The 21,284-nt window shown below is 48.8% G+C and carries 25 protein-coding genes; 12 read left to right on the top strand and 13 right to left on the bottom strand.

Features of this window, described 5'->3' with window-relative positions; all coding sequences use genetic code 11:
• Window positions 1-10 precede the first annotated feature (10 nt).
• Window positions 11-2,323, bottom strand: a complete 2,313-nt coding sequence (locus Q7C19_RS11980) for a DEAD/DEAH box helicase family protein (RefSeq protein ID WP_375092213.1) — start codon at window positions 2,321-2,323, stop codon at window positions 11-13.
• Entirely contained in the window at window positions 2,320-2,643 is a 324-nt protein-coding gene (locus Q7C19_RS11975) for a pyrophosphohydrolase domain-containing protein (protein WP_375092212.1), read from the bottom strand. The genes Q7C19_RS11980 and Q7C19_RS11975 overlap by 4 nt, the downstream gene beginning before the upstream one ends.
• Window positions 2,644-2,732: 89 nt before the next feature.
• Between Q7C19_RS11975 and Q7C19_RS11970 the strand changes: the two genes are divergently transcribed.
• Entirely contained in the window at window positions 2,733-3,122 is a 390-nt protein-coding gene (locus tag Q7C19_RS11970) for a RidA family protein (protein ID WP_375092211.1), read from the top strand.
• A gap of 48 nt (window positions 3,123-3,170) precedes the next feature.
• Here the strand turns inward: Q7C19_RS11970 and Q7C19_RS11965 are convergent, their stop codons facing one another.
• Both Q7C19_RS11965 and Q7C19_RS11960 read right to left on the bottom strand, forming a co-directional pair.
• The gene (locus Q7C19_RS11965) at window positions 3,171-3,527 is read right to left on the bottom strand and encodes a hypothetical protein (protein WP_375092210.1); all 357 of its coding nucleotides are present in this window, start codon (window positions 3,525-3,527) and stop codon (window positions 3,171-3,173) included.
• Window positions 3,524-3,961 (bottom strand): hypothetical protein, encoded by a 438-nt coding sequence (locus Q7C19_RS11960; RefSeq protein ID WP_375092209.1) that lies wholly within the window; start codon window positions 3,959-3,961, stop codon window positions 3,524-3,526. Before Q7C19_RS11960 ends, Q7C19_RS11965 begins: the two co-directional genes overlap by 4 nt.
• Window positions 3,962-4,110: 149 nt before the next feature.
• Between Q7C19_RS11960 and Q7C19_RS11955 the strand changes: the two genes are divergently transcribed.
• The 6 genes from Q7C19_RS11955 to Q7C19_RS11930 all read left to right on the top strand — a co-directional run bounded on the left by Q7C19_RS11955 (window position 4,111) and on the right by Q7C19_RS11930 (window position 8,939).
• Window positions 4,111-4,791, top strand: a complete 681-nt coding sequence (locus Q7C19_RS11955; protein ID WP_375092208.1) for an ABC transporter ATP-binding protein — start codon at window positions 4,111-4,113, stop codon at window positions 4,789-4,791.
• Entirely contained in the window at window positions 4,784-5,782 is a 999-nt protein-coding gene (locus Q7C19_RS11950) for an ABC transporter permease (RefSeq protein WP_375092207.1), read from the top strand. Before Q7C19_RS11955 ends, Q7C19_RS11950 begins: the two co-directional genes overlap by 8 nt.
• A 48-nt stretch (window positions 5,783-5,830) precedes the next feature.
• Window positions 5,831-6,481, top strand: coding sequence for a Type 1 glutamine amidotransferase-like domain-containing protein (locus tag Q7C19_RS11945; RefSeq protein WP_375092206.1), 651 nt, complete (start codon window positions 5,831-5,833; stop codon window positions 6,479-6,481).
• Window positions 6,478-6,882 (top strand): NUDIX hydrolase, encoded by a 405-nt coding sequence (locus Q7C19_RS11940; RefSeq protein WP_056063969.1) that lies wholly within the window; start codon window positions 6,478-6,480, stop codon window positions 6,880-6,882. The genes Q7C19_RS11945 and Q7C19_RS11940 overlap by 4 nt, the downstream gene beginning before the upstream one ends.
• A gap of 143 nt (window positions 6,883-7,025) precedes the next feature.
• Entirely contained in the window at window positions 7,026-7,202 is a 177-nt protein-coding gene (locus tag Q7C19_RS11935) for a hypothetical protein (protein ID WP_023466867.1), read from the top strand.
• 87 nt (window positions 7,203-7,289) lie between these two features.
• Window positions 7,290-8,939 carry a methyl-accepting chemotaxis protein gene (locus tag Q7C19_RS11930; RefSeq protein ID WP_375092205.1) on the top strand — a complete coding sequence of 550 codons (1,650 nt, stop codon included), beginning with the start codon at window positions 7,290-7,292 and terminating at the stop codon, window positions 8,937-8,939.
• A gap of 47 nt (window positions 8,940-8,986) precedes the next feature.
• Here Q7C19_RS11930 and Q7C19_RS11925 read toward each other — a convergent pair whose 3' ends face one another.
• Complete coding sequence (locus Q7C19_RS11925) at window positions 8,987-9,514, bottom strand: NUMOD4 domain-containing protein (RefSeq protein ID WP_052019130.1); 528 nt, start codon at window positions 9,512-9,514, stop codon at window positions 8,987-8,989.
• 132 nt (window positions 9,515-9,646) lie between these two features.
• Here Q7C19_RS11925 and Q7C19_RS11920 point away from each other — a divergent pair, with 132 nt between their 5' ends.
• Window positions 9,647-10,225 carry an AAA family ATPase gene (locus Q7C19_RS11920; RefSeq protein ID WP_308102197.1) on the top strand — a complete coding sequence of 193 codons (579 nt, stop codon included), beginning with the start codon at window positions 9,647-9,649 and terminating at the stop codon, window positions 10,223-10,225.
• A gap of 37 nt (window positions 10,226-10,262) precedes the next feature.
• On the opposite strand, the gene Q7C19_RS11915 is transcribed toward Q7C19_RS11920, so the two are convergent.
• From Q7C19_RS11915 to Q7C19_RS11905, 3 genes are read right to left on the bottom strand one after another with little or no spacing between them, the layout of a single operon-like run.
• Window positions 10,263-10,604 (bottom strand): GNAT family N-acetyltransferase, encoded by a 342-nt coding sequence (locus tag Q7C19_RS11915; protein ID WP_308102198.1) that lies wholly within the window; start codon window positions 10,602-10,604, stop codon window positions 10,263-10,265.
• Window positions 10,605-11,651 carry a DNA alkylation repair protein gene (locus tag Q7C19_RS11910; RefSeq protein WP_375092204.1) on the bottom strand — a complete coding sequence of 349 codons (1,047 nt, stop codon included), beginning with the start codon at window positions 11,649-11,651 and terminating at the stop codon, window positions 10,605-10,607. It lies immediately after the preceding gene.
• A complete protein-coding gene (locus Q7C19_RS11905) occupies window positions 11,648-12,691 on the bottom strand; it encodes a bifunctional transcriptional activator/DNA repair enzyme AdaA (protein ID WP_375092203.1) in 1,044 nt (347 codons plus the stop codon). Before Q7C19_RS11905 ends, Q7C19_RS11910 begins: the two co-directional genes overlap by 4 nt.
• A gap of 165 nt (window positions 12,692-12,856) precedes the next feature.
• Between Q7C19_RS11905 and Q7C19_RS11900 the strand changes: the two genes are divergently transcribed.
• From Q7C19_RS11900 to Q7C19_RS11890, 3 genes are all read left to right on the top strand, one after another.
• Entirely contained in the window at window positions 12,857-12,991 is a 135-nt protein-coding gene (locus Q7C19_RS11900; RefSeq protein ID WP_255344371.1) for a hypothetical protein, read from the top strand.
• A complete protein-coding gene (locus tag Q7C19_RS11895) occupies window positions 12,992-13,153 on the top strand; it encodes an ATP-binding protein (protein ID WP_375092272.1) in 162 nt (53 codons plus the stop codon).
• 137 nt (window positions 13,154-13,290) lie between these two features.
• Complete coding sequence (locus Q7C19_RS11890; protein WP_375092202.1) at window positions 13,291-15,084, top strand: acyltransferase family protein; 1,794 nt, start codon at window positions 13,291-13,293, stop codon at window positions 15,082-15,084.
• A 51-nt stretch (window positions 15,085-15,135) separates the two neighbouring features.
• Here the strand turns inward: Q7C19_RS11890 and Q7C19_RS11885 are convergent, their stop codons facing one another.
• From Q7C19_RS11885 to Q7C19_RS11875, 3 genes are all read right to left on the bottom strand, one after another.
• Window positions 15,136-16,071: a copper resistance D family protein gene (locus Q7C19_RS11885; protein WP_375092201.1), complete on the bottom strand. Its 936-nt coding sequence runs from the start codon at window positions 16,069-16,071 to the stop codon at window positions 15,136-15,138.
• A 47-nt stretch (window positions 16,072-16,118) separates the two neighbouring features.
• Entirely contained in the window at window positions 16,119-16,646 is a 528-nt protein-coding gene (locus Q7C19_RS11880; RefSeq protein ID WP_375092200.1) for a copper resistance CopC family protein, read from the bottom strand.
• Between the two features lie 63 nt (window positions 16,647-16,709).
• The gene (locus Q7C19_RS11875; RefSeq protein ID WP_375092199.1) at window positions 16,710-18,080 is read right to left on the bottom strand and encodes a copper amine oxidase; all 1,371 of its coding nucleotides are present in this window, start codon (window positions 18,078-18,080) and stop codon (window positions 16,710-16,712) included.
• A 247-nt stretch (window positions 18,081-18,327) separates the two neighbouring features.
• Here Q7C19_RS11875 and Q7C19_RS11870 point away from each other — a divergent pair, with 247 nt between their 5' ends.
• On the top strand, window positions 18,328-19,332 hold the full coding sequence (locus Q7C19_RS11870) for a hypothetical protein (protein ID WP_375092198.1): 1,005 nt from the start codon (window positions 18,328-18,330) through the stop codon (window positions 19,330-19,332).
• A gap of 57 nt (window positions 19,333-19,389) precedes the next feature.
• Here the strand turns inward: Q7C19_RS11870 and Q7C19_RS11865 are convergent, their stop codons facing one another.
• Both Q7C19_RS11865 and Q7C19_RS11860 read right to left on the bottom strand, forming a co-directional pair.
• Window positions 19,390-19,875 carry a FixH family protein gene (locus Q7C19_RS11865; protein WP_375092197.1) on the bottom strand — a complete coding sequence of 162 codons (486 nt, stop codon included), beginning with the start codon at window positions 19,873-19,875 and terminating at the stop codon, window positions 19,390-19,392.
• Window positions 19,868-21,235 (bottom strand): PepSY-associated TM helix domain-containing protein, encoded by a 1,368-nt coding sequence (locus Q7C19_RS11860; RefSeq protein WP_056064001.1) that lies wholly within the window; start codon window positions 21,233-21,235, stop codon window positions 19,868-19,870. The genes Q7C19_RS11865 and Q7C19_RS11860 overlap by 8 nt, the downstream gene beginning before the upstream one ends.
• Window positions 21,236-21,284 lie beyond the last annotated feature (49 nt).

Raw genomic sequence — 21,284 nt, 5'->3', positions numbered from 1 at the left:
GTCTAATCCATTAATTCGAAAAATACATGTGCAATCGGAAATGAATTATGTCTTTTATGACGTTAAATAGTTCCCGTCCTGATGTTTGACTTGCGATTGATAACACGTCTCCATCAAATGTAAATGGCTTCCCCATCTTCGGAAACGGCATTTTCCTCAATAACCGTTCTACTTTTGCTGCATCAAATGGTCCTTTTAACTCTGCCGTTTGCGCATCCTTCAATTCCCGATACTTCTCCGCATGCAAGTACTCATAAAAGAATGGTGCTACTTCTTCGGCCGTAATCGGCTCCATCCAGCGCTCTTCTCCCCGCTCAAGCATCGCTAGCAAGACGACCATCTTATAACTCCGATTCATGATTGTCTTTTCGACCTGCTCAATCAATTCACGATTTGCGTCGTACGCTTCGATTTCTTCGTCTGATAACTCCTGATGCTCCTTCAAGAAACCAACGTAAGAACCCCATTCTTGTTTATAGCCTTGCGAAACTGCTGCATATTCTCCAATCTCAACATACGATGGCCGGTGTCCGAGTTCGTATTTGATTTGCTCGTATTGCTCAATCAATCGTAACTTCCGCTGACTCGGTTGCCGGAGTCGATGAATCAATTCCAGTGCCCGCGTATCGAACTCAATTACACAGCCGGGTGGTGGCGTAATCGGTTCTGTTTCCCCTCGCTTGAACGACTCTTTCATCGTTCCGAGCAGCTTCAGCTTCGTTTCGACGTTGCGATAGTTCCCAATCAAGTCAATGATGACGCAGTGCGATTTGTGCTGTGCCAAGCGTAAGCCGCGTCCGATTTGTTGCGTATAGATGGCGACAGACTCAGTTGGACGACAGAACAGGAGTGTATCGACTTTCGGAATATCAACACCTTCGTTAAACAAATCGACGGTAAAAAGGACGTCAATCTCGCCCTGCTCGAATGCTTGCATATATTGCGCGCGATTCGTCGTCTGCCCTGTCAGTGCAAACGCCGTCGTTCCTTTATCCCGGAATACTTGCGCCAGATATTCCGCTTGCTTGATCGACGAACAAAAGCCAATCGTCTTCGTTTGCCGATGTTTCTCCCATGAATGATAGATATTATCTGCGACCTCACGATCAAGTTGTCGATGCTCGAGCTGCGACGCATCATAGGTCCTACCGATTCGTCGAATCTGGGAATAGTCAATCGTGTCATGAATACCGTAATAGTGAAACGGTGTTAAAAAGCCTTCAGCAATCGCCGCTGTGAAATGCATCTGGAAAGCAACGTTATGGTGACAGATCGCATAGACATCCGCACCGTCCATCCGGTCTGGTGTCGCCGTCAGACCAAGTAAGAAACGAGGCGTGAAATGATCAATGATTTTTCGGTAACTCGTTGCTGCCGCGTGATGGAACTCGTCAACAATAATGAGATCAAACTGATCCGTTGCAAAACGGTCCAAGTGACGCTTTTGCGCCAACGTCTGGACGGAAGCGAAGACGATCTCTGTCGTCTCCGTGACGGTCCGATCACTACCGATGTAAAAGCCGGTCTGCCACGCCGGATTGACTTTTTGAAACGAACGCTCTGCTTGCAGTAATAATTCTTTTTGATGTGCCAGGAACAGGACTCGTGTAAAGTCTCTCGTAAAGAACGCACTGAGGTAGGTCTTCCCTAGTCCAGTCGCAAGCACCGCCAACGCCCGTGTCCGCCCTTCTTCCATCGTTTCCCGTAACGCGCGGAGTGCTTCTTCCTGCACTCGGTGCGGCAGGATTTCTGGCGCGACGACAACTGTTCCTTCGTCATACTCGACTTCTGGTTCCGCGACATATTGCCGTGCCGCGTACTCTTGACGATAAGCATCTAAGACAACCGGATTCAGTTCTTCTGCCGATTCGCTGAGATAAAGGTCCATGAAGGCATCAATCGCATCATCAAGAATCTGTGGAGCGACAGCTTGTGGTAGATGAACGTTCCATTCGATACCGGACCGAAGCGCACTGTTCGAGATGTTCGACGAACCGACGATTGATAAGCCAGTCTCTGCGTTTCGAAACAGATATGCTTTCGGATGGAACGAGCGTCCTCCTGACCGATAAAAGCGAACTGACAACCCATCAAGCGCAAGCAACTGCGCCAATGCTTCTGGATCGGTGATATGTAGATAGTCGCCAATCAACAGCCGAATCTCGGCTCCTCGTTGCAAAGCACGACGAAACGCCGGGACGAGTAAAGCGACGCCTGACTTCTGAGCAAACGCTGCGACGATATAGACTTCCTCTGCCTGATCAATGGCATCGACGAGTGAGTCATATAAGTGATGCGTCGTCAGCTTCGCTTCCGGGATCAATCCTCGACCTCGATCAGGTAGAGGCGTTCTTCGAAGCCGCCGCGCTGTTGCTGTTTCTTCTGTCGGACGGCTTCCAGTTCCTCAACAGTCACGCCATGTGTCTTCGCTAACGCTTGGATCAGCTCCAGTAAATCAGCTAACTCCTCGACAGCGTCTGCGTCCGTCGTTGCTTCCTCATATTCAGCGAGTTCTTCATGTAATTTCTTTTTCGCTTCCACTAGGAATTCATTTTCGTTCAGCGTTCGGAACGTCGCTTTTTTTCCGTTTTGGTCGATGATGTTTGGAATCGCGTCTCGAACTAATTTATGATAAAGTGGCATATCAATTCACTCCTTTGAAGGGTTGAGGGATATCCGAGTCGAATCACTCGGTGTCGTACATATGTATTTTATAAGAGGAGGTTCTTTTCATGTCTACATTCAAACAGATCGACACAACGAACGCCCCTGCTGCGATCGGCCCTTATTCACAAGGCTTTATCGCAAACGGTACACTCTATGCTTCCGGTCAAATCCCGATTGATCCGACAACAGGTGAACTTGTACCAGGCGGAATCACGGAACAGACGGAACAAGTCATGCGTAACGTCGATGCCATCCTGAAAGAGGCAGGACTGACACCAGACCGCGTCGTCAAGACGACATGCTACTTAACGAGCATGGAACACTTCGCTGCTTTTAATACGATTTACTCCGATTACTTCGCACCGCACAATCACTTCCCGGCTCGGTCTTGTATCGCTGTGAGGGAACTACCAAAAGGTGCATTGGTCGAAGTCGAGATCTTAGGACTCGTGTAATCTGATCGCTACGCACTCGTTGCGTAGCGTTTTTTCTACTTAGAGTGACTACTCTTCACCTAACTCCTTTTTCATCACTTTGTTTTGAATCGCATTCATCATAATCGGTATTTGCACGACCAGATTCAAGACACTCACTCCAAGAACCAGTTGATTGACTGTCAATGGATTGAAGTATCCTTCGCCATATCCTTCTCCTACACTGAGTGCAATCCCGTACGAAATCGCAAATGAAACTATGTTACCGATGACGATGTATTTCGGTTTCCCCCTCCGCGCAAGGGAATACGATAAAGCACCAAGTCCAAACAAAAATAAGACATATCCTAGTATTGAACCCTCTTTCCAGTCGAGGTAAGGTCCAAGCCACGCAAACGGCATCAGATACAATAGGGCTCGTTTCATCGTTCATCCTCCCCTTCTTCGTCTTTTCGGTTACTCCCGGCATCATAATAACCGTATAGCAGTTCCCGAATCATCCACCATCCAGGTGGAAACACGTTTGAGTGTGACACTTTTTCTGTGCCGTGTTCTGTCGTCACATGCATTTCCCAATTCGTTCCGTCCATAATCGTAAGGCTTTCAGGATTCGAGTACTCCCGCCATTTCTCGGCATCGAACAAATCTGACCACATGTCGATTAGATAGATATCCTCTTCCGTCAGTTTTACAAGTAACGGATTCATTTCGTCAGGTAAAATTAATCCATGTGGAATCCATGGGGCTAATACTTCTTCCTCATCTTCCGCACGAACCGTCCGACTTGCACGGTCCCACCAAAACGTCTGTCCTCTTCCCATGCCGGACTCTCGGAAATAAATTCGTTTGACTGCTTGCATCACGCTCATCCTCTAAAATTGATATTTCCATTATAGCCCATTTGCTATTTTTAACCTGTTACATTTTTTACTACGGTTCTGCTGATTTCTGTGACTGTGAAACATTTTTCTTCTTCTATCAGTAGATGTAGTGAAAGGAGATGGTTCATATGCATGTATCCATTCACCAAGCTGGTTATGACGTCGGTCAGCCCGTCTTACAAGAGATCGCGTTTGCTTTACAGCCTGGATCCATCACCGGTTTGATCGGTACGAACGGTGCAGGAAAAAGTACGACGATTCAAGCGATGTTCGGTACGCTACCGTGGGTTGAAGGAGAAATCGATTTACCAGTCTCACTCGCCTATATTCCGGAACAGCCGACCTATTACGAATATTTGACGCTCGCCGAGCACCTTGAGCTGGTCGCCTCACTTCACGAGACAGATCACGCCTATACGGAACGACTCTTAAAGACATTTGAACTGCATGCTGTCACGGGTGACTATGTATCCTCTTTCTCTAAAGGAATGAAACAAAAGGTGATGCTCGTCTGTGCTTTGATGCAACGCGCGGACTGCCTGATCATCGATGAACCGTTCGTTGGTCTCGATGCGGTCGCAACGATTCGGTTGTTGCATTTACTCGAAGCAGAACGAACGCGTGGCGTGGCGATTCTGCTCGTCACCCATGTCCTTGATTCCGCGGAACGTCTGTGTAATGACTTCGTCTGGATTGATCAAGGACGTATCAAACATCAAGGAACACTCGCTCAAATCGGTGAAGCCTCCGGTCAGCCAGGCGCCCGCTTGTTCGACATCATGGAAGCGATGGTGCTCGAGCATGATTGAAACCTTTCTGAAGCAACGGATCCGTCGACGGCATGCTGAACAACGTCGCTTCTTGCGAGAAATCTTCGACTGGACGATCTTGCTGTATCTTGTCATTCCGGTCGGGCTGTTTATCATTTATGAGACGATTCAGATCTTAAGTGGTCAAGCGGACTGGGTTCAAACGGTTCCGGTCGCTTGGATCTTACTTGGTTGGATGCTGTACGGGTTTCTGCCTGCCTTTTACGCTTGGTTCGAACCGGCGGATCGTCTTTTCTTCAAACCAGTTCCTGGAGCGATCGTCCGAATGAAGCGGTATTCTGTTCGGTATCACTTCGTGCGGATTTTCTTATTAACGGCCGGCTTACATCTACTTTGTTTCCCGCTACATCACATCCGGTTTGACCAATCTAGTATCACCGTACTGCTGACTAGTCTCGCGCTTTCTTTACTCCAACCGTTCTTTAGCTTCTGGACATACCGGTTATCTGGGCAACTGTTCTTGCGGAAATGGAGCGGTCATCTCTTCCTGGCAGCAGGACGCATCTCCCTGTTGCTCCTGCTTTGGCTTCAACCGCATCCAGTCCTCTTCGTTGTCGCACTGGGTGTGTTACTGTTCGGATCTCTTCATGTCCGGCACTGGTCACAGCGTGAGGACGGATTAACGGAGGATATCCTGTTGTCAATGAAACGACAGTCGAGTTTATCCGCGACCGTCCTTGAATTGAACGGGTCCTTACCAAAACCATCTCATCGAAAGCGACCGCTCCTTCATCTGCGACTATTCAAGCAAACGCATCAGCAACTCCCACTGCTCACGTATCTGCGGGATCCGAGTAAGCGCCGCTTCTTGCTCCAGCTGTTCGCTGCGATGAACTACGGTCTTCTCGTCTTACCATGGATTGGACGCGGTCTCGTCATCACCTTCGTACTATTCGTTCTCTTTCAAGAACGGAAACAACATCACACGTGGTTCCGCAGACAATCATTCTACCAGCATATTTCCAATTGATTGATTTCTGCTATACTTTTTCTAATACATGGTTGGAGGGATGACTTCATGCATACTCATTTATTTTTATTTGGAGGCGGTCCTCCATTTACACCGAATTTGCAAAAACGGTTTGCTGCATTAACGAATGGTGGTCCGGTCGCGATTCTGTATGTCCCACGTACTGGTAAGGACTGGGTGACCTACGCCTCGATTTATACGGAAGCGTTGCAGGAAGAGGGTATTTCGTCCTTCGTCCATCTACCACTGTCTGACGCGCCAACGGATGAACAGTTCGCGCAACTACAGCAATGTCAAGGGATCATCATCTCCGGTGGCGAGACCGAATTGTATCAGCAATATTTGGTCGCGACACCGATTGGTGACATCATCCAGTCGCGTTTCGTAAACGGTGTTCCGGTCGCTGGCTTTTCTGCCGGCGCCCTCGTTTCACCCGAACGTTGTGTGATTCCGGAGATCGACCAACGCGACAATCGACGTCTTCGCTTGCCTGGTCTTGCCCTGCTGAAAGACGCGGCCGTCTGTGTGCATTACGAGACGTGGGGCGAAGCCGCCCACCTCGTGCAATCCTTTACGGAAGAAGGCACGAGCCGTGCCTTCGGACTTGCCGACGCAAGCGGGATCTATCTGTGCGATCAGTACTTGATCGAAACAGAAGGAACCGATCCCGTGGTATTATCGCGGAGTCCCGTCAGATGACGGCGATTGTCCCTGCCGTCAAAGGCATCATCATTCACGAGCAACGTCTCCTAATCGTCCGCCGGGCTGTCGCTGACTTCGGCGGCGGAACATGGGAATGTCCAGGTGGAAAGATCGACTTCGGTGAACTGCCGCTCGACAGCCTTGTTCGCGAGATAAAAGAAGAGACACAGTTGACGGTTACGCCAGAACGTCTACTCTATGCCTCGAGCTTCCTAACGCATCCCGATCGGCAAATCATTTTGTTGATGTACGTCTGCTCGACGAACCAGACGAGCGTTCAGTTATCCGCAGAACACGACGCTTATCTCTGGGCGGACGAAGAAATGATCCGTCAGTTGATTGCTCCAAATATTTTGGCTGATTTTGAGCGATATGATGTCTGGTCTCTCCTTAGTTGAACGTAATATACTGCCCTGTCCAATGCTCTCGTCAGACAAGACAGTATTTTTTTCATTACCGGACAGTTGTCGTGTTTTTAAAGTAATGAACAGGGAATCCCTTAAATATATCTATCGTATACATTATTAAGGGGGAATCTTTCATGGACCGTCAAGCCGAAAAACGAAAAAGTAAGATGCCGTTCTTCATCATTCTTGTCATTGCCATCTTTGTCATCGTTGCTGCTGCGTTGATCATTTATGTCACGTCTGAACCAAAAGAAGAGACACAAGCACTTATGACACATCTTGCGACTGTCCTTCCGATTTACGTGAACTAGATTCACAAGACCTTTACACAAGTCGTACAACGCCTTCATACATGTTGAGCCATCTCCTCCCGATAGGAATACGGGAGGAGATATTTTATGCCAAAGAAAAAACGATTACTGGCACAACAATTAAATGGATGGTTGATTCCGATCGTCGCCATCGGACTGACCGTGATCAGTGGTCTAAGCGTTTACGCGTCGTACCAACAATCCGTCGCAGCGACTGAGGAACGGCTGATGCGCGAATTAACGATGTTTGATGCGAACGTCCGGGCAACGTTTCTCGCATATCCGAATGACGCAACAGACCGTACGCGTGCCATTAAACGATTGCAACAGCAACAGCGAACCGACTTATCACGTGACGACTACACGGTTCGCTTTCAAAGCCTGAACACGAGTGAGGCGTTCCGACCGTTGACACTCGAACCAGCAAAACGAAAACAACTACTACAGCATTTAAAAACAGCTCGTACACATGCCTTTTCAAATCAAGACCAGTTCCTTGTCGCGATGACGATTCCGGAACTCGATGACGTCATCTTACTGACGACCGACCGTGATAAATTAATCGCCCCTGCTCGAGATTTAGCTTGGACACTCGTCTGGGTGAGTGTGATCACACTTGTCAGCATCAGCCTCTTGATCCGCTGGCAAATTCAACGCCAACTGGCACCGTTATCGAAACTCGCTCTACAGATTGAAGAAGCCCATGCGAAGCGATCGTATCGTCCGTTAACGCTTAAGACGACGACCTTTGAGTTACAACAGCTCACGTTTCAATACAATCAATTGATGCAACAGATTGGGGATTTGACGACCGAGATGCAACAAGCCAGTCAGGAACTTGAATCCGTCCAGCCCCACTTTTCCTCGCATTTATCCGCGATGGATCAGTCGGTGCATGCCGTCGATGAAGTCGCCGGTTCCTTACTTGCGCAATCGACGCAGATGAATCAGACGATCATCGCCTCCACACGTTTGACTGCCCAAGGACACGATGCGTTAAGCGAAATGCAAACGACACTTCTGAACAGCCAACGTGCCGCAACTCGGTTTCAACAGACTGTTCAGACGAATCACACGACACTTGGGACATTACAACAAGAAAGCCACTTGCTGAAGGAACAATCCGCGACGACAGAGCAAATCTTGCAACAGACCTCACATCTACAGCAGCAGATGGAGACCTCAATTTCCCACATCCAGCGTGTCGCTGAAGAGACGCGCCGCCTATCGCTGAATGCGCTGATCGAGGCAACTCGTGCTGGCGAAGCCGGTCGTGGCTTCACGGTCGTGGCCAAGGAAGTCGAAAGACTAGCCATCGATATCCGGACGAGTACGGACCACATCCGTCAGGTCAATCAGACGTGGACGGCAGGGCTCACTCAAGTCGAACAAGCGCTCTCGCAGATGACGGAACGGTTTCTCTCGACGTCACAACAGCTCGAGACGGCAACAGAGCACTTGCAACAGATGCTGACTGAAGCGACGACGATCGAAACGACACTGGGGACCGTTGAACACCAACGTCAAATCGTCGCAGAAGTCCAGTCGAATATGCAACAGCATCTACAATCTGTCCAAAAGTTGATGTCAGAGCTCTCGTCCTATAGCCAAGTACTCGGGGATCAAATGCAACACCACGTCATTCAGCAAACGGAATTGAAGACACATAGCGCGGTACTCGAGTCACGGATCAGTTCGTTGCAACAGACCGTTCGCTCGAGCGAATCGTCGTCTTAACAAAAAGAGCGCCTGCCATTCCTGGCAAGCGCTCTTTTCCTCTGTTCTCAGCCGATATAACGTGCTTCCTTTTTATCGATGATATTGCGAATCCGGTTCTCAGTCACCTGATACTGCTCCGCCAGTTGACGAATCGTCTTCCCTTTTTCATATTGGGCGCGAATCGCTCGAATCTGAAACGATGACAACGTCACATGTTGTTCTAATAAGAGATCAAACTCACCAAGTAGTTCGGTATACTGCTGATCAAATGAAGGCAACACGTCCAAGTTCGATAACTGATCGTCAGCTCGTTTACCGTTGCGTCGGACGAGTCGCGCTTCCGTGACGTCAACCGTCAGAAAAGCTTGCGCAACGAGTAGACCGACCTGCACTCGTTCTCCTCGCCCCCGTTGATAGAGCGTGACTTTCCGATATCCTTCCCGATTGAGCCGCGGTCGGAGCAAGACACCTTTTCGGCGTTGTCGGACGCCGCGACACGTCACGATTGTCCGATCAAGCGACCTTACGCGACCAAGTGACGAGACTTCATATATACCTACATAGCCGATGACGGCCTTCCATTGCTCTTGCATAGTTGTCCTCCTTCAGACAAGGACACGACGGGACTTCATACCTGAATTATACCAAATCACGAACAAACGTTCTAGTGATGTCACTCATCGGAATGTGCTATTCTTAGCAGAAAAAGGAAATGAGGTTCGTCCATGAAATTTGTCTTGTTACTTGGTCCCCAAGCAGTCGGAAAGATGACGATTGGTCAGGAAATCGAACGGTTGACGGAGATGAAAGTCTTCCATAACCACCAGACGATCGACTTGTTATTGCCTTATTTTGATTTCTCTGAACCCGCCCATCACCGCTTAAAAGATACGATTCGGCGCGAGATGTTCAAGGAAATGGCGAACAGTTCGCTTGAAGGTGTCTTGTTTACATTCGTCTGTCTATTCGGCGTCGAAGGTGGTGGTCTCGAGTTCATCGAAGAAACGGTTGAGTTGTTCGAACAAGCAGGTGCTGACGTCTATATCGTTGAATTGGATGCGCCGGTCGCAACCCGTCTGCACCGGAACACGACCGAAAACCGATTGACGCACAAAGTAACGAAGCGTGACCTCGCCGCTTCTGAACAAGACTTACGCGAGACGGCGGACGGATACCGGACACGCTCGCTGCCAGGCGAACTACCGGACGTCAATTATCTCTTCCTTGATACGGAACAGTTAAGTGCGCGTGAAAGCGCTGAAGCGATTTGCGAACATTTCAACTGGTCGAAAACAACGGTCTAATCACAAATAAGCCCCGTTCTGCTCAGCAGACGGGGCTTTAATGATGAAGTTCGCGTGCATATCGATTCGCCTGCAACTGAAATCCATTCCGACGCCAGACCGTTTCACTGCCCGCTTCACTATAGACACGCTTCAGTAATAACGTCCGTGCGAGATAAGACAAAATCGATGCCAGTGCTTCCGTGATGTACCCGTGCTGATCGTCCTCATCAGTCGTCGTGTAACGTAAGGTTCCGGTGGATGCATTCCAAGTGAAGATAATCGTTCCGACGATCGTTTTCTCACGTAACGCATGTAGCGTCCACTTACAACCCGATTCTTCATCCGTTGCTTCGACAAATAATCGTGACGTTTTAAAATCCGGATGCCGTCCTTGCATTCAGCTCTCCTCCTCGACCTCAAACGTTACTGTCGCGTAAGCCTCTCCGTTAATCAAAATCGTCAATGTGTGTGTACCAGGATAATGGACACGCGTCGTCATGTTCCGAAACGATTGGCGTCTTTCGACTTGTAAGACACCTTTAACTTCCCGCTCCCGCAGTTGAAACACCTTCCGACTCGTTCTGCGTTGTTTGACGTAATCGATCGCGTACTCCAAGCGTAAACGTTGTGGAACAGAACTCGTCACGGTGAACGAGAAGTCGAGCTCTCCGCCAATCGTAACCGGCGAGACGACTAAATTTGTAATCTCGACCTCACCTTGCGTAACGTGACCGAACAATTGTAAGACTTCTGGATTTCCGCGTTTGAGTAACGTCCGGGAGGCGTGGCGCAAAATCCAGTCCGTGTTCGGATCTGTTCCTAAGTGACGTTCGATCCGCTCAATCAGATATTCCGGATGTGTCTTTGAAATATCGTTCAAGTGATTGGCGACACTTTTTCGGACGTAGAGTGACGGATCCTGTAGTAAGGCGTCAAGAATTGGTAATGCCGGTCGCGGATCAGCAATCAGACTCGGAATCGCTTGTCCCCATGGCAGACGCGGTCGTGTCCCTTCCGACGCTAAGCGCCGAACATGTTCATCGTCTGATGTTGCCCACATGAGTGCTTGCTCGAGATAACGCTCTTGATCAGCGAGTAGAAAACGCCGGACAGCGAACTCAGACGTCGAATACGGTGTCAATTTAGCGAGTGTTGCTAACGCAAGTGTCCAGTCAGTGAGTGTTGCTGTCCGCTCGACATACTCGGGAAAAACAATTCCCGGTAGTCCGGTAAACTGCGGTGCGAACCGCTCTAGCTCCGGCACCGAGTCCGGAAACGGTGGTAGGACGGATTCTAGTGTCTCCGCAACACGACGGACGCGTTGTTTAAACGCAAGCTCGTCCCAGTCCTTGCGTTCGACTCGTCTGCGAAAGTCTGGTACATCGACCGCTTCTTCTAATTCATCGAGCCAACTCGGTGAAAACACATCTTTAATCAAACTCATCCTATATCTAGTCCCTTCCGTGTACGCTCCAGTTTGAGCAATGTTTCCTTGCGTGCAAGTCCCCCGGCGTATCCACCTAAATCCCCATTCGTTCGAATGACCCGATGACATGGAATGATGATTGCTAGTTGATTTGCTCCGTTTGCCCGTGCGACAGCGCGGACGGCGGTTGGTTGACCAATTCGGATGGCCAGTTCTTGATACGAGATCGTCTTGCCACTCGGAATTCGTTCAAGTTCTTCCCAGACGCGGCGTTGAAAGGGCGTTCCGTATCGCATCAATGGCGTCTGAAACAAGACCGGTTCTCCTTTGAAGTAACGACGGAGCTCCCCTTCAATCTGTTTAAAGACGAGTGACTCCCCAGGCACGATGACAGCACGCGCTTTTTGACGCAATTGTTCGATTTCTCGCTCAAGTCCCCGTCGATCGACGAATTCAAGGAGATGTAAGTGTTGTTCATCCGCAATCGCAAGCATCGAACCGAGCGGTGTATCGAGCCATTTCGCGCGCAAGACCTGTCCGTCAAAACGAGACGGTGCTTCCCCGAGCATCCGTGCTGACGCTTCACGAAAACCACTGCTTGATTCATAGCCTCCTGCTAACTGCCCTTCGATGACCGGCTTCCCAGTCCGAATCTCTTTCATCGCTAACCCCATCCGCCGTGCCCGAGCATAGGCAACGAACGTCATCCCGAACCGTTTCTTGAACTGGCGTCGTGCTGTTGATTCGTCCAAACCAAGTGCTCGGAAATCAGCTTCTTTGAACCGTTTATCTGGTTCTGCCTCGACTGCTTCGATCAAACGTTGAACCGTACCGTGATCGCCTGGATAAGCGAGCGGATGACACCGCCGACACGGTCGATAAGAGGCAAGCAATGCCTCTTGCGCCGTCTCGAAAAACTCGCAGTTCTCCGCTTTCGGTTTTCGTGCCGGACATGTCGGGCGGCAAAAAATACCGGTCGTCTTGACCCCGACGAAAAACGTTCCTTCGTACGTCACGTCTCGTCGAACGAGTGCTTCGTAATACGTGTGATGTTCCATCGCTTTCTCCTCCTTTGCCTTTAGTATAACGGCTTGTCCGGTTACGATGTCGCCGAAAATCAGGCATTGATCTGTTTAAGATTCACTTAAGAATTCTCCTCCTGTTTTCGAAAGGGACGACGTGCATACTACATGCTATACTCAACGGAAAATAGGGTTTCATGTTTGATTTTTTTAAAAGAAACACTTCACGGAATCGGTGATCTTCGGATTTCAATCAAAGAAGGAGCACAAGGCATCCAACTGATTTGCTCGAATGCGATTGAAACGATCTATACGCTAGAGGAACTAAACGCGTGACTGACGCCGTTCGGAACGTCTGACGCATCGCGTTCTTCCGGCGGTTCCGGTATTGGTCTGTCGATTGTTCAACAAATCATGGCGCGCTATCACGGAAGTGTCCAGCTCACTTCAGCAGACAACCGCTTTTCCGTCACGTGTCGTTTTCCGCGTCATTCGTAAGTCAGCATCCGATGCTCTCGTCGGGTGCATTTTTTGGGCTAGGTTGTTACTTCTTAGACACTTCTTTGAAATTGGAATTCGATACACTAAAGACTGTTAGAAATTAGTTGTCGTTTTAAAGGAGTTGTTCGTGTCTTATGAAATCCTCGTCTCGTTCGATTACATATATGCCAGGGCTTGACGGCTTACGCGCTTTCGCTGTCCTGTCTGTCATTCTCTACCACTTATCTGTTTCATTCTTCTCTGGTGGTTTCCTCGGTGTTGATCTCTTTTTCGTCCTATCCGGTTACCTGATTACTGGTCTTTTGTTACGCGAGTGGCAAACGACCGGGCGCCTCGATTTGAAACGGTTTTGGATTCATCGTTTCCGTCGTTTGTTCCCAGCTCTATTCGTCATGCTGTTACTCGTTCTCGGATATGTAACCGTCTTTGAACGCGAGCTATTGCATACAGTTCGTCAAGATAGTGCCTTTGCGCTTATTTACGGAACGAACTGGTGGTATATCTTCCATGACGTCTCGTATTTCGAGTCGTTCGGGAAACCGTCACCGATCCAAAACCTTTGGTCGCTCGCGATCGAAGAACAGTTCTACCTGCTATTCCCGATCCTACTTTGGTTCGGCATGAAAAATCGTCGCCTGTTCCTTCAATTGATTGGTGTCGCGATCGGCGCATCCGTGCTCGCGATGGCGATTCAATTCACACCGGGTGAGGATCCGAGTCGTGTCTATTACGGTACCGATACACGATTATTCGCCTTATTGATCGGGAGTTTGCTCGCGTTCGCGTGGCAACCGACCCGCTTTAAGATTGATATCCCAAAACGTGGTGTTCGATTGTTGAATCAAACAGGTGCTGTCACGTTGCCACTCTTACTTTTACTGATGGTTGTCACGAGTGAGTTCGGAAGCTTTTTATACCGCGGTGGCTTTTTCATCGTTTCGCTCCTTGCCGCCCTATTGATTGCTACGATCGCCCATCCGGCGTCGATTTGGAGTCGTTGGTTTGCGCGTCCATCACTTATTGCGATCGGCAAACGGTCGTACGGCTTATATCTATGGCATTTTCCCGTCATCACGTTGCTGACACCGGTCGAGCAAATTGGAACATTCTCGGTACTACGGACTATATTGATCATAGTTATTCTTGTTGCGTTAACAGAAGCGTCGTATCGCTTCATCGAGCGTCCGATTCGTCAACTCGGACTGTCTGGTTACTTGAAGCGTTTATCGCTACATCCGCAACAGTTACGTCAGTTCTCAACGGTACAGTGGGCGAGTGTTGCCGTGTTGACGATCCTTATCGTCAGCTTCATTGGTAACTTATCGATTCTTGCTGTTTCCGATACACCGAAGCCAGAACCCGCCTTCCATAAGATAGCGGCGCCAAAAGAAAAACCGAAACCGGTCCTCAAACCGACGACACCGAAAGCAAAACCTGATCAACGAAAAATTTGTCGACCGACGCTTGCGATCGGTGACTCCGTCCTGCTCGGTGTCGAAGATTATCTCGGCAGTACACTCAAACAACTGACGATTGATGCGAAACTCGGTCGACAGCTACGAGAAGCGATTCCGCTAAGTGAGAAGTATGCGTCGTACAATCAACATGGACGCCAAGTCATCCTCCATCTTGGAACGAACGGCAGCTTCCGCAAAGATCAGTTGAATAGCTTACTCGACCAATTTGCAAATGCCGATCACATCTATCTCGTGACAGCACGGGTGCCACGCCCGTGGGAAGCAGAAGTCAATCAGATGTTACGAGAGGCATCAAAACGAAAACGGGTCGAACTGATCGACTGGCATGCTATTGCTGTCAAACACCCATCCTATTTTGAAGCAGATGGTGTTCATTTGAATATTAAGGGCGCCCGGGCCTATTCGAAGATTCTTGCGAAGGCCACGAATTGCGCCGTTTCGACAAAATAAAACCACGACAAACAAGGTAGCGGATAGTTCCGCTACCTTGTTTTTTCGTGTTCACCCTGTCGCAAGTAGTCCAAGGTAGATCAGACTGACACTAAGAAGGCTCAGCAAGACACCCAATGCATGTCGTCTGAATCCGAGTAAGAGCAGTGGTAAGGTGGCGATCCCAATCATCAAGACCCACCCGTCCCCTGCTGGACCACTGACCGGTAATTGACCTAACGTCGGTTGTTCCAAACGACTGAGTGATGCACTTGCCATGAACAGAAGTATTAAAATAATACTCTCCATCCGGAGTAACGGACGCGGATCGTATGTCGAGTCGAAACGTAACCGACGCCGGACAAGTGTGCCATTACAAAAGGCGTAGAACAAAAGCGGCAACAACAAAAGATGCTTCAGCAACATGGCTTGACCGTATGGCACGCCCCATAGATTCGGATAACGTTCAAGCGGAATCGCCAGTTGCATCAGTAGCAGACCCGACAGGATGACACCCGTAAAGGCAATCCGGGCAAATGGACTAAACCAACTTAAAAAGGCAGACCAATGAGCGGTCGAGCGGGCACCGATGGCTACCCAAAACACGACACCGATCCAAGCCGTCACACATAAGAAGTGACTAAACTGAAGCGTCCACCCAAGCGCCCCGTATTTCGCTGCGGCATGACTCGTTCCTGCGATACCAATCCATAACGGGATCGTCAAGAGTGCGAGCAGGATGGACCGTTGCTTTTGCCATGCGAATACAATCAATAGGAGTAAAGCAGCGAAGTAAACGACAAGAAACATTTGACCGATATGCAAAAGTAACCCCGTTCGTAGAGCCTCTGTCATCGTTTGCGTCGAAAGTAGAAAACGAACGGCACCAAAGACCGGGATGCTCGTTCCAAGAACGAGCATTCCGAGCCCCGCCACCGCCCATGACGTACCATCCATTAATGGCGGTTTGTGTTTCCTTGGGATGAAGCATAATACCAAATAGCCCATCCAAAGCGCTCCACCCATGTAGACAAGTAGTTCTCCTAGAAACGCACTCATATCGAACGACGACGGAATAAGAGAAGTAAGACGATGCTGACTAATAGTCCACCAACAATCCAAGGAAGTAGCGTCGGAACGAGTCCTTTTGAAACAGGCTCAGCTTCTGGGACGACCGCTGCCTTTGTTTCCATCGGCTCCGCCTTTTCAACTGTCTTCGCCTCAGTTTTTTCCGTACCCAGTACTGTAAAACGAATCGTCCCTTTGACCGGATGACCATCATCTGAAATCGATGCCCATTTAATCGTGTACTGTCCTTTTTTCAATGGTTTCGAGACGACGGCACTGAGTTCATTCCCGATGATGAGCGGTTTCGCAAGCGATTGTTCGACACCGTTCGCGTCCACTACACGTAAGGTACTCGTCTTTTCGACAGCCTCACTAAACGTCAAGCGGATTCGATCGACGGATTCTGATAACGCCGCTCCCTCTGTCGGATTGGAACTTTTAAGACTCGTGTGTGCTTCGACCGAGACAGGCAATAGACAAATCAGAAATAGAAGTGCAAATCGGATGATACGCATGTCGTTTACCTCCTTTCTGCTTGATGTGTATAAGAAAACCCGCTGTTTCCAGCGGGTCGTCCTTTATTGTTGCGGGCGACGACGGAGTGCGAACAATCCAAGGATCGATGCTGCGGCAATACCAAGCAATGACCACACGATACCTGTCGCCGATGATGCTGCTTGCATACCACCGAGACCTGTGTTCGGCATACCAGATGGTGCACCTTTGAATTTATCTGGGAACTGATCGACGATTGCTGTCGCTGTTCCTTCCCCTACGCCGTACATATGCGCGTACGCTTCGCGAATCGCGGGGTACGCTTTGTCGTAATCTTTTTCATTGTAGCTATTGAAGGCGAGTAAGAGTTGGTCGATGTGGACCTTTAGTCCTTCTTCCAAATCTTTTGCTTTTAAGCGTCCTTCCGTTGCAGCATCGAGGAATGCTGCTTGTTCGACACGGTACTCATCGAGTTCTTTTACAGCCATGTCGCGTGCTTGATCGTCTTTTGCACCTGTTGCTTTGACGTAGTCGACGAAGTAGCCGATATGGCTCGACCAGATTTTCTTGAATTGTTGTGCTGCTTCACTGCCGTAAACGGAACCGATTGAAGCCGACAAATCATCTGTATTTTGACTCAAGGCACCGGCTGCCGCGTCAAAGTCCTTTGCACCGTCAATTCCTTTTTGCATCGCGAGCACCGCAAGCGCTGCGTGCTCTGAGAAGTTCCGGTTGAGCCCGGCACGAAGATCGGCTGCTGGTGTATCGACTTTCGTATTTTTGAATTTGTCCGGATACTGATCAACGATCGCACCAGATAATCCTTCTCCGACCATATACATATGCTCGATTGCTTCACGTAGATTGCTGTAGGCAGCGTCATAATCACCAGCAACGTAACTATTAAACGATGTTAACAATTGCGTGATATGGACTTTAAGTCCTGCTTCGAGATCTGCTGCTTTCAGACGTCCACCTGTTGCTTTATCGAGGAACGCAGCCTGCTCAACACGATACTCATCGAGGTCTTTCAATGCTTTTTGTTTGGCGTCTTCATCTTTTGCTCCGGTCGCTTTGACGTAATCGACGAAGTAACCGATGTGGCTCGACCAGATATCTTTAAACGCTTTTCCTGCATCGTCACCGTAGACAGAACCGACAGCTGCCGCTAAATCATCCGTATTTTGATTCAATGCGCCTGCTGCTTGTTCAAAATCTTTTTTACCATCAATTCCTTTTTGCATCGCGACAACTGCGAGATATGCGTGTTCAGATAGAATTTGATCGAGTGTCGCTCGCAAATCCGATGCTGGGGACGAGACGTCAAGTGAGACTTTCCCTGAACTGTGAGACATCTTACTATGGTCCTCATGACCATGTGCACTGACACCTGCTGCTGGAATCAACAATGCGGCACTTAGCGGAACAGCGAGATACGACTTTTTCATCTTCATCTTATGAACACCCCTTTGATTTTTTGGACTTCACACAGATAACGTAAGGAGTTCATAAATGGTTTTATCTTTTTACATTTTTTATTTAAAATATTTTTTTGGTCGAAATACCTCTGTTCATTACTCTAATTATTTTTTAGTTTTTATTTACTCATTTCAAGAAATAAACAACTTATTTTCTAACGATTTCATTAAAATCTTCTTATCACCACATCTTTTATTTATTATTCAGAACAGGAGTGGACTCATGAAACGGATCGTCATTAGCGCATTACTTGCTTCGCTTGTCGTCTCGCAAGCAGTTGAACCTGTCGAAGCAAAAAGTAAATCGAAAAAGAAACCTGTCGTGCAAGTCGATCAAGACAAAAATGGTATTCCGGACGCTTGGCAAAAACAATATCATTTAGGATATGGCAAACACGTCGCAACAAAAGATCACGATCGCGACGGTTTGACGAATGCACAGGAATATCAACTTCGTCTCAACCCAACCAAATCGGATTCCGATCGTGATGGAATCAAGGATGGGAAAGAGGATTCGGACCGCGACTCCCTTACGAATCAACAAGAATACACAGCGCATCTGAATCCATTGAAAAAGGATTCTGATCAAGATGGTATTTACGATGATAAAGAAGACCAAGATCAGGATCGATTAACGACACGCGAAGAGTTCATCGTCGGTACGCAACCAATGACAAAAGATTCAGATCGCGATGGCATCAAAGATAACGAAGAGGACCGCGATCAAGATACACTTTTGAATGACGACGAATTCGAGCTCGGTTCTGATCCGACAAAAGCAGACAGCGATCATGATGGGACACGGGATGATCAGGAAGACACGGATCAAGACGGCGTTCAAAATAATCAAGAACTCAAACGGATCATGATCCAAGTAACGGATACGAACAAAAAAAAGTTCGAGTGGCGCTACAGTAATGAACACCAACGGAAAGAACTCCGTTTTAAAGATGAGATTGGCATCACTGATGTTGCGACGTTAAAAGACCGCCTTCTCGTCACGCCATCGATGACGGAAGAGGAATTATTAACGTTAGTAGCTCAGGCACTTCAATTGCCAAACATTAAAACATTACAAGTCCAAGTCAAGTTCTACAATGGACAAGAGCTTGAATCGGAAGATGAACACGCGGATGACGATGGTGCATCGGATGATTCTGGGGATGAAGGCGATGACGATTCCGATGATCATGGCGATGATCATGGTGGTCACGGTGATGATGATTGATCCTCAATACACAAAGAGAGAACGGAAAATTCCGCTCTCTCTTTTTTCATACTCCTATTAATGATGGTGACCGCTACTTCCACCAGCGGGTTTTGCTCCACCTTGTAAGATTTTTAAATCCTGCGCCGACAGTTTTCCGACGATGAATTGCCGTGTCGGCATGATCATCGCACCTTCACTGCTCGCATGCGCTTTGACATAATACAAGCCGGATTTCGGTAATGTCTTCGCAATCGTGTAGACACCCGGCTTCGTCTCTTCTGCCGGTTCCATACTATAGCGGACTGTTCCGTCTGCTTTCCAGATTTCGAAGTGGACATAGTCGACTTTTTGAGCCGGTTTCGCTTCACGCCAAACCGTCGCTTCGAACGTTTGCTTTTTCTTTGCGTCCGGTTGTACGTCTTTCGGGATATTCATTTTGATCGATAACGGATGAACGACTGTGTACTGCTCCGCCGCATCAGAATCAACGGCGCAGCCGGCAAGACTCGTCGTCGTGACGAGCAGTCCACCAAGCACGAATGTTTGCATCGATTTACGCATTGAAGAACCTCCTTACACTCGGAATACGACGAATGACGAGGAAATCGAGTAACCAGACGACGAGCAACGAGAGTCCGACAAGTGGGAAGACAATTCCCAGCACAACAAGCACAGCGAGGAATCCTTTCAACATGAATGCTTTCGGACCTTTTGGTGCCCCCATCCCCTTACTTGGTTTTCGCTTCAACCACAGATAGAAACCACTGACTGCTACGAGAATGATCCCAAGACAAATCAATAGGCTGATCAATTGGTTGAACCAGCCGAATTCCGTTCCTTTGTGAAGCGTGATTCCGGTCGCGACGATCTTCCCGACGACGCCATAATTGTCATAGCGATAATCAGCGAGCACGGCACCGGAATATTGATCGAGATGGATCGTTGCTTCATCCTGTGCCTTTGCGGGATACGCGGACAGGGTGTAGACTCCACTCGGATCACTCGGGATGCTGATTTTAAAGCTTGGATCCATCCCTTGTTGTTTGCCGATTGCAACGATGTCATCGATCGAAGCCGGAACAGCACCTTCGACTTTCGATTGCGGGACATCAAGTGTTTCGGCAGCCCACGGGACTTCCGCGATATCCTTCGTTTGAAGTGTTGACGTCGGTGCCTCCCCACCCCAGATGGACGGTGGATAACCAAGACCTTGGTTCGTGACGAGTGACTGGAAGTTCGTCCCCCAGAAGCCAGACCACGGAAGACCTGTCAGGATGAGGAATAACATTCCTGCTGTGATCCAGAATGCCGGAACCGCGTGGAGGTCACGACGAAATAACTTCTTGCCTTGACGAAGACGTGGGAACAAAACACCTGACAGCCCCTTTTGCTTACGCGGGAACCACAAGAATAATCCTGTCACGATCAAAACAATCGCCCAACACGCAACAAGTTCGACAATCCGGTCGCCTGTCGTTCCTGCCATCAGCTCTCCGTGGATCTCTTCGATTTTGTTCATGATCCGGTCATCATCCGATAATGTTCCGATGATTTTCCCGGAGTACGGATTGACGAAGACTGTCGCCGACATCTTAGGTGACGAGATGTTCACTTCACTGGATCGATCGTCCGATTCACCCGGTCGGTATGACGTAACGAGCGCGTCCGGATACTTCGCTTTGACGCGATTGATTTGTTCTGTCGCCGTGATGCGATCCGCTTTTGGTGTAACTTCATAATACGATTGATACAGGACGTTTTCGATTTGCGGCTTAAATAGATAGATCGATCCTGTCACGGCAAGCATGACGAGGAACGGTGCAAAAATGATACCAGCATAAAAGTGCCACCGCCAAATCGTCCGGTAAGCAGAAGAAGTCGGTGCTTTTTTGACCGTCTCTTCCGTCTGCATGAGATTCATATGTATCCTCCTTCGACAGAAAATATGTCCACTCTGTGAACACCTTTTA

This window comes from Exiguobacterium sp. PHA03, assembly GCF_041945985.1.
Classification (GTDB): domain Bacteria; phylum Bacillota; class Bacilli; order Exiguobacteriales; family Exiguobacteriaceae; genus Exiguobacterium_A.
The sequence above is the reverse complement of the archived record's forward strand: the minus strand, read 5'-3'. Positions and strand labels throughout refer to the sequence as shown.

Excerpts from the sequence above, each read along its gene's own strand:
- Q7C19_RS11975 (WP_375092212.1), bottom strand. The coding sequence starts at position 2,643 with ATGCCACTTTATCATAAATTAGTTCGAGACGCGATTCCAAACATCATC.
- Q7C19_RS11860 (WP_056064001.1), bottom strand. The coding sequence starts at position 21,235 with ATGAATCTCATGCAGACGGAAGAGACGGTCAAAAAAGCACCGACTTCT.
- Q7C19_RS11960 (WP_375092209.1), bottom strand. The coding sequence starts at position 3,961 with ATGCAAGCAGTCAAACGAATTTATTTCCGAGAGTCCGGCATGGGAAGA.
- Q7C19_RS11865 (WP_375092197.1), bottom strand. The coding sequence starts at position 19,875 with ATGCGTAAATCGATGCAAACATTCGTGCTTGGTGGACTGCTCGTCACG.
- Q7C19_RS11910 (WP_375092204.1), bottom strand. The coding sequence starts at position 11,651 with ATGAGTTTGATTAAAGATGTGTTTTCACCGAGTTGGCTCGATGAATTA.
- Q7C19_RS11950 (WP_375092207.1), top strand. The coding sequence starts at position 4,784 with ATGATTGAAACCTTTCTGAAGCAACGGATCCGTCGACGGCATGCTGAA.
- Q7C19_RS11905 (WP_375092203.1), bottom strand. The coding sequence starts at position 12,691 with ATGGAACATCACACGTATTACGAAGCACTCGTTCGACGAGACGTGACG.
- Q7C19_RS11925 (WP_052019130.1), bottom strand. The coding sequence starts at position 9,514 with ATGCAAGAGCAATGGAAGGCCGTCATCGGCTATGTAGGTATATATGAA.
- Q7C19_RS11890 (WP_375092202.1), top strand. The coding sequence starts at position 13,291 with ATGAAATCCTCGTCTCGTTCGATTACATATATGCCAGGGCTTGACGGC.
- Q7C19_RS11880 (WP_375092200.1), bottom strand. The coding sequence starts at position 16,646 with ATGCGTATCATCCGATTTGCACTTCTATTTCTGATTTGTCTATTGCCT.
- Q7C19_RS11940 (WP_056063969.1), top strand. The coding sequence starts at position 6,478 with ATGACGGCGATTGTCCCTGCCGTCAAAGGCATCATCATTCACGAGCAA.
- Q7C19_RS11935 (WP_023466867.1), top strand. The coding sequence starts at position 7,026 with ATGGACCGTCAAGCCGAAAAACGAAAAAGTAAGATGCCGTTCTTCATC.
- Q7C19_RS11885 (WP_375092201.1), bottom strand. The coding sequence starts at position 16,071 with ATGGGCTATTTGGTATTATGCTTCATCCCAAGGAAACACAAACCGCCA.
- Q7C19_RS11970 (WP_375092211.1), top strand. The coding sequence starts at position 2,733 with ATGTCTACATTCAAACAGATCGACACAACGAACGCCCCTGCTGCGATC.
- Q7C19_RS11870 (WP_375092198.1), top strand. The coding sequence starts at position 18,328 with ATGAAACGGATCGTCATTAGCGCATTACTTGCTTCGCTTGTCGTCTCG.
- Q7C19_RS11875 (WP_375092199.1), bottom strand. The coding sequence starts at position 18,080 with ATGAAGATGAAAAAGTCGTATCTCGCTGTTCCGCTAAGTGCCGCATTG.
- Q7C19_RS11930 (WP_375092205.1), top strand. The coding sequence starts at position 7,290 with ATGCCAAAGAAAAAACGATTACTGGCACAACAATTAAATGGATGGTTG.
- Q7C19_RS11945 (WP_375092206.1), top strand. The coding sequence starts at position 5,831 with ATGCATACTCATTTATTTTTATTTGGAGGCGGTCCTCCATTTACACCG.
- Q7C19_RS11955 (WP_375092208.1), top strand. The coding sequence starts at position 4,111 with ATGCATGTATCCATTCACCAAGCTGGTTATGACGTCGGTCAGCCCGTC.
- Q7C19_RS11965 (WP_375092210.1), bottom strand. The coding sequence starts at position 3,527 with ATGAAACGAGCCCTATTGTATCTGATGCCGTTTGCGTGGCTTGGACCT.
- Q7C19_RS11915 (WP_308102198.1), bottom strand. The coding sequence starts at position 10,604 with ATGCAAGGACGGCATCCGGATTTTAAAACGTCACGATTATTTGTCGAA.
- Q7C19_RS11920 (WP_308102197.1), top strand. The coding sequence starts at position 9,647 with ATGAAATTTGTCTTGTTACTTGGTCCCCAAGCAGTCGGAAAGATGACG.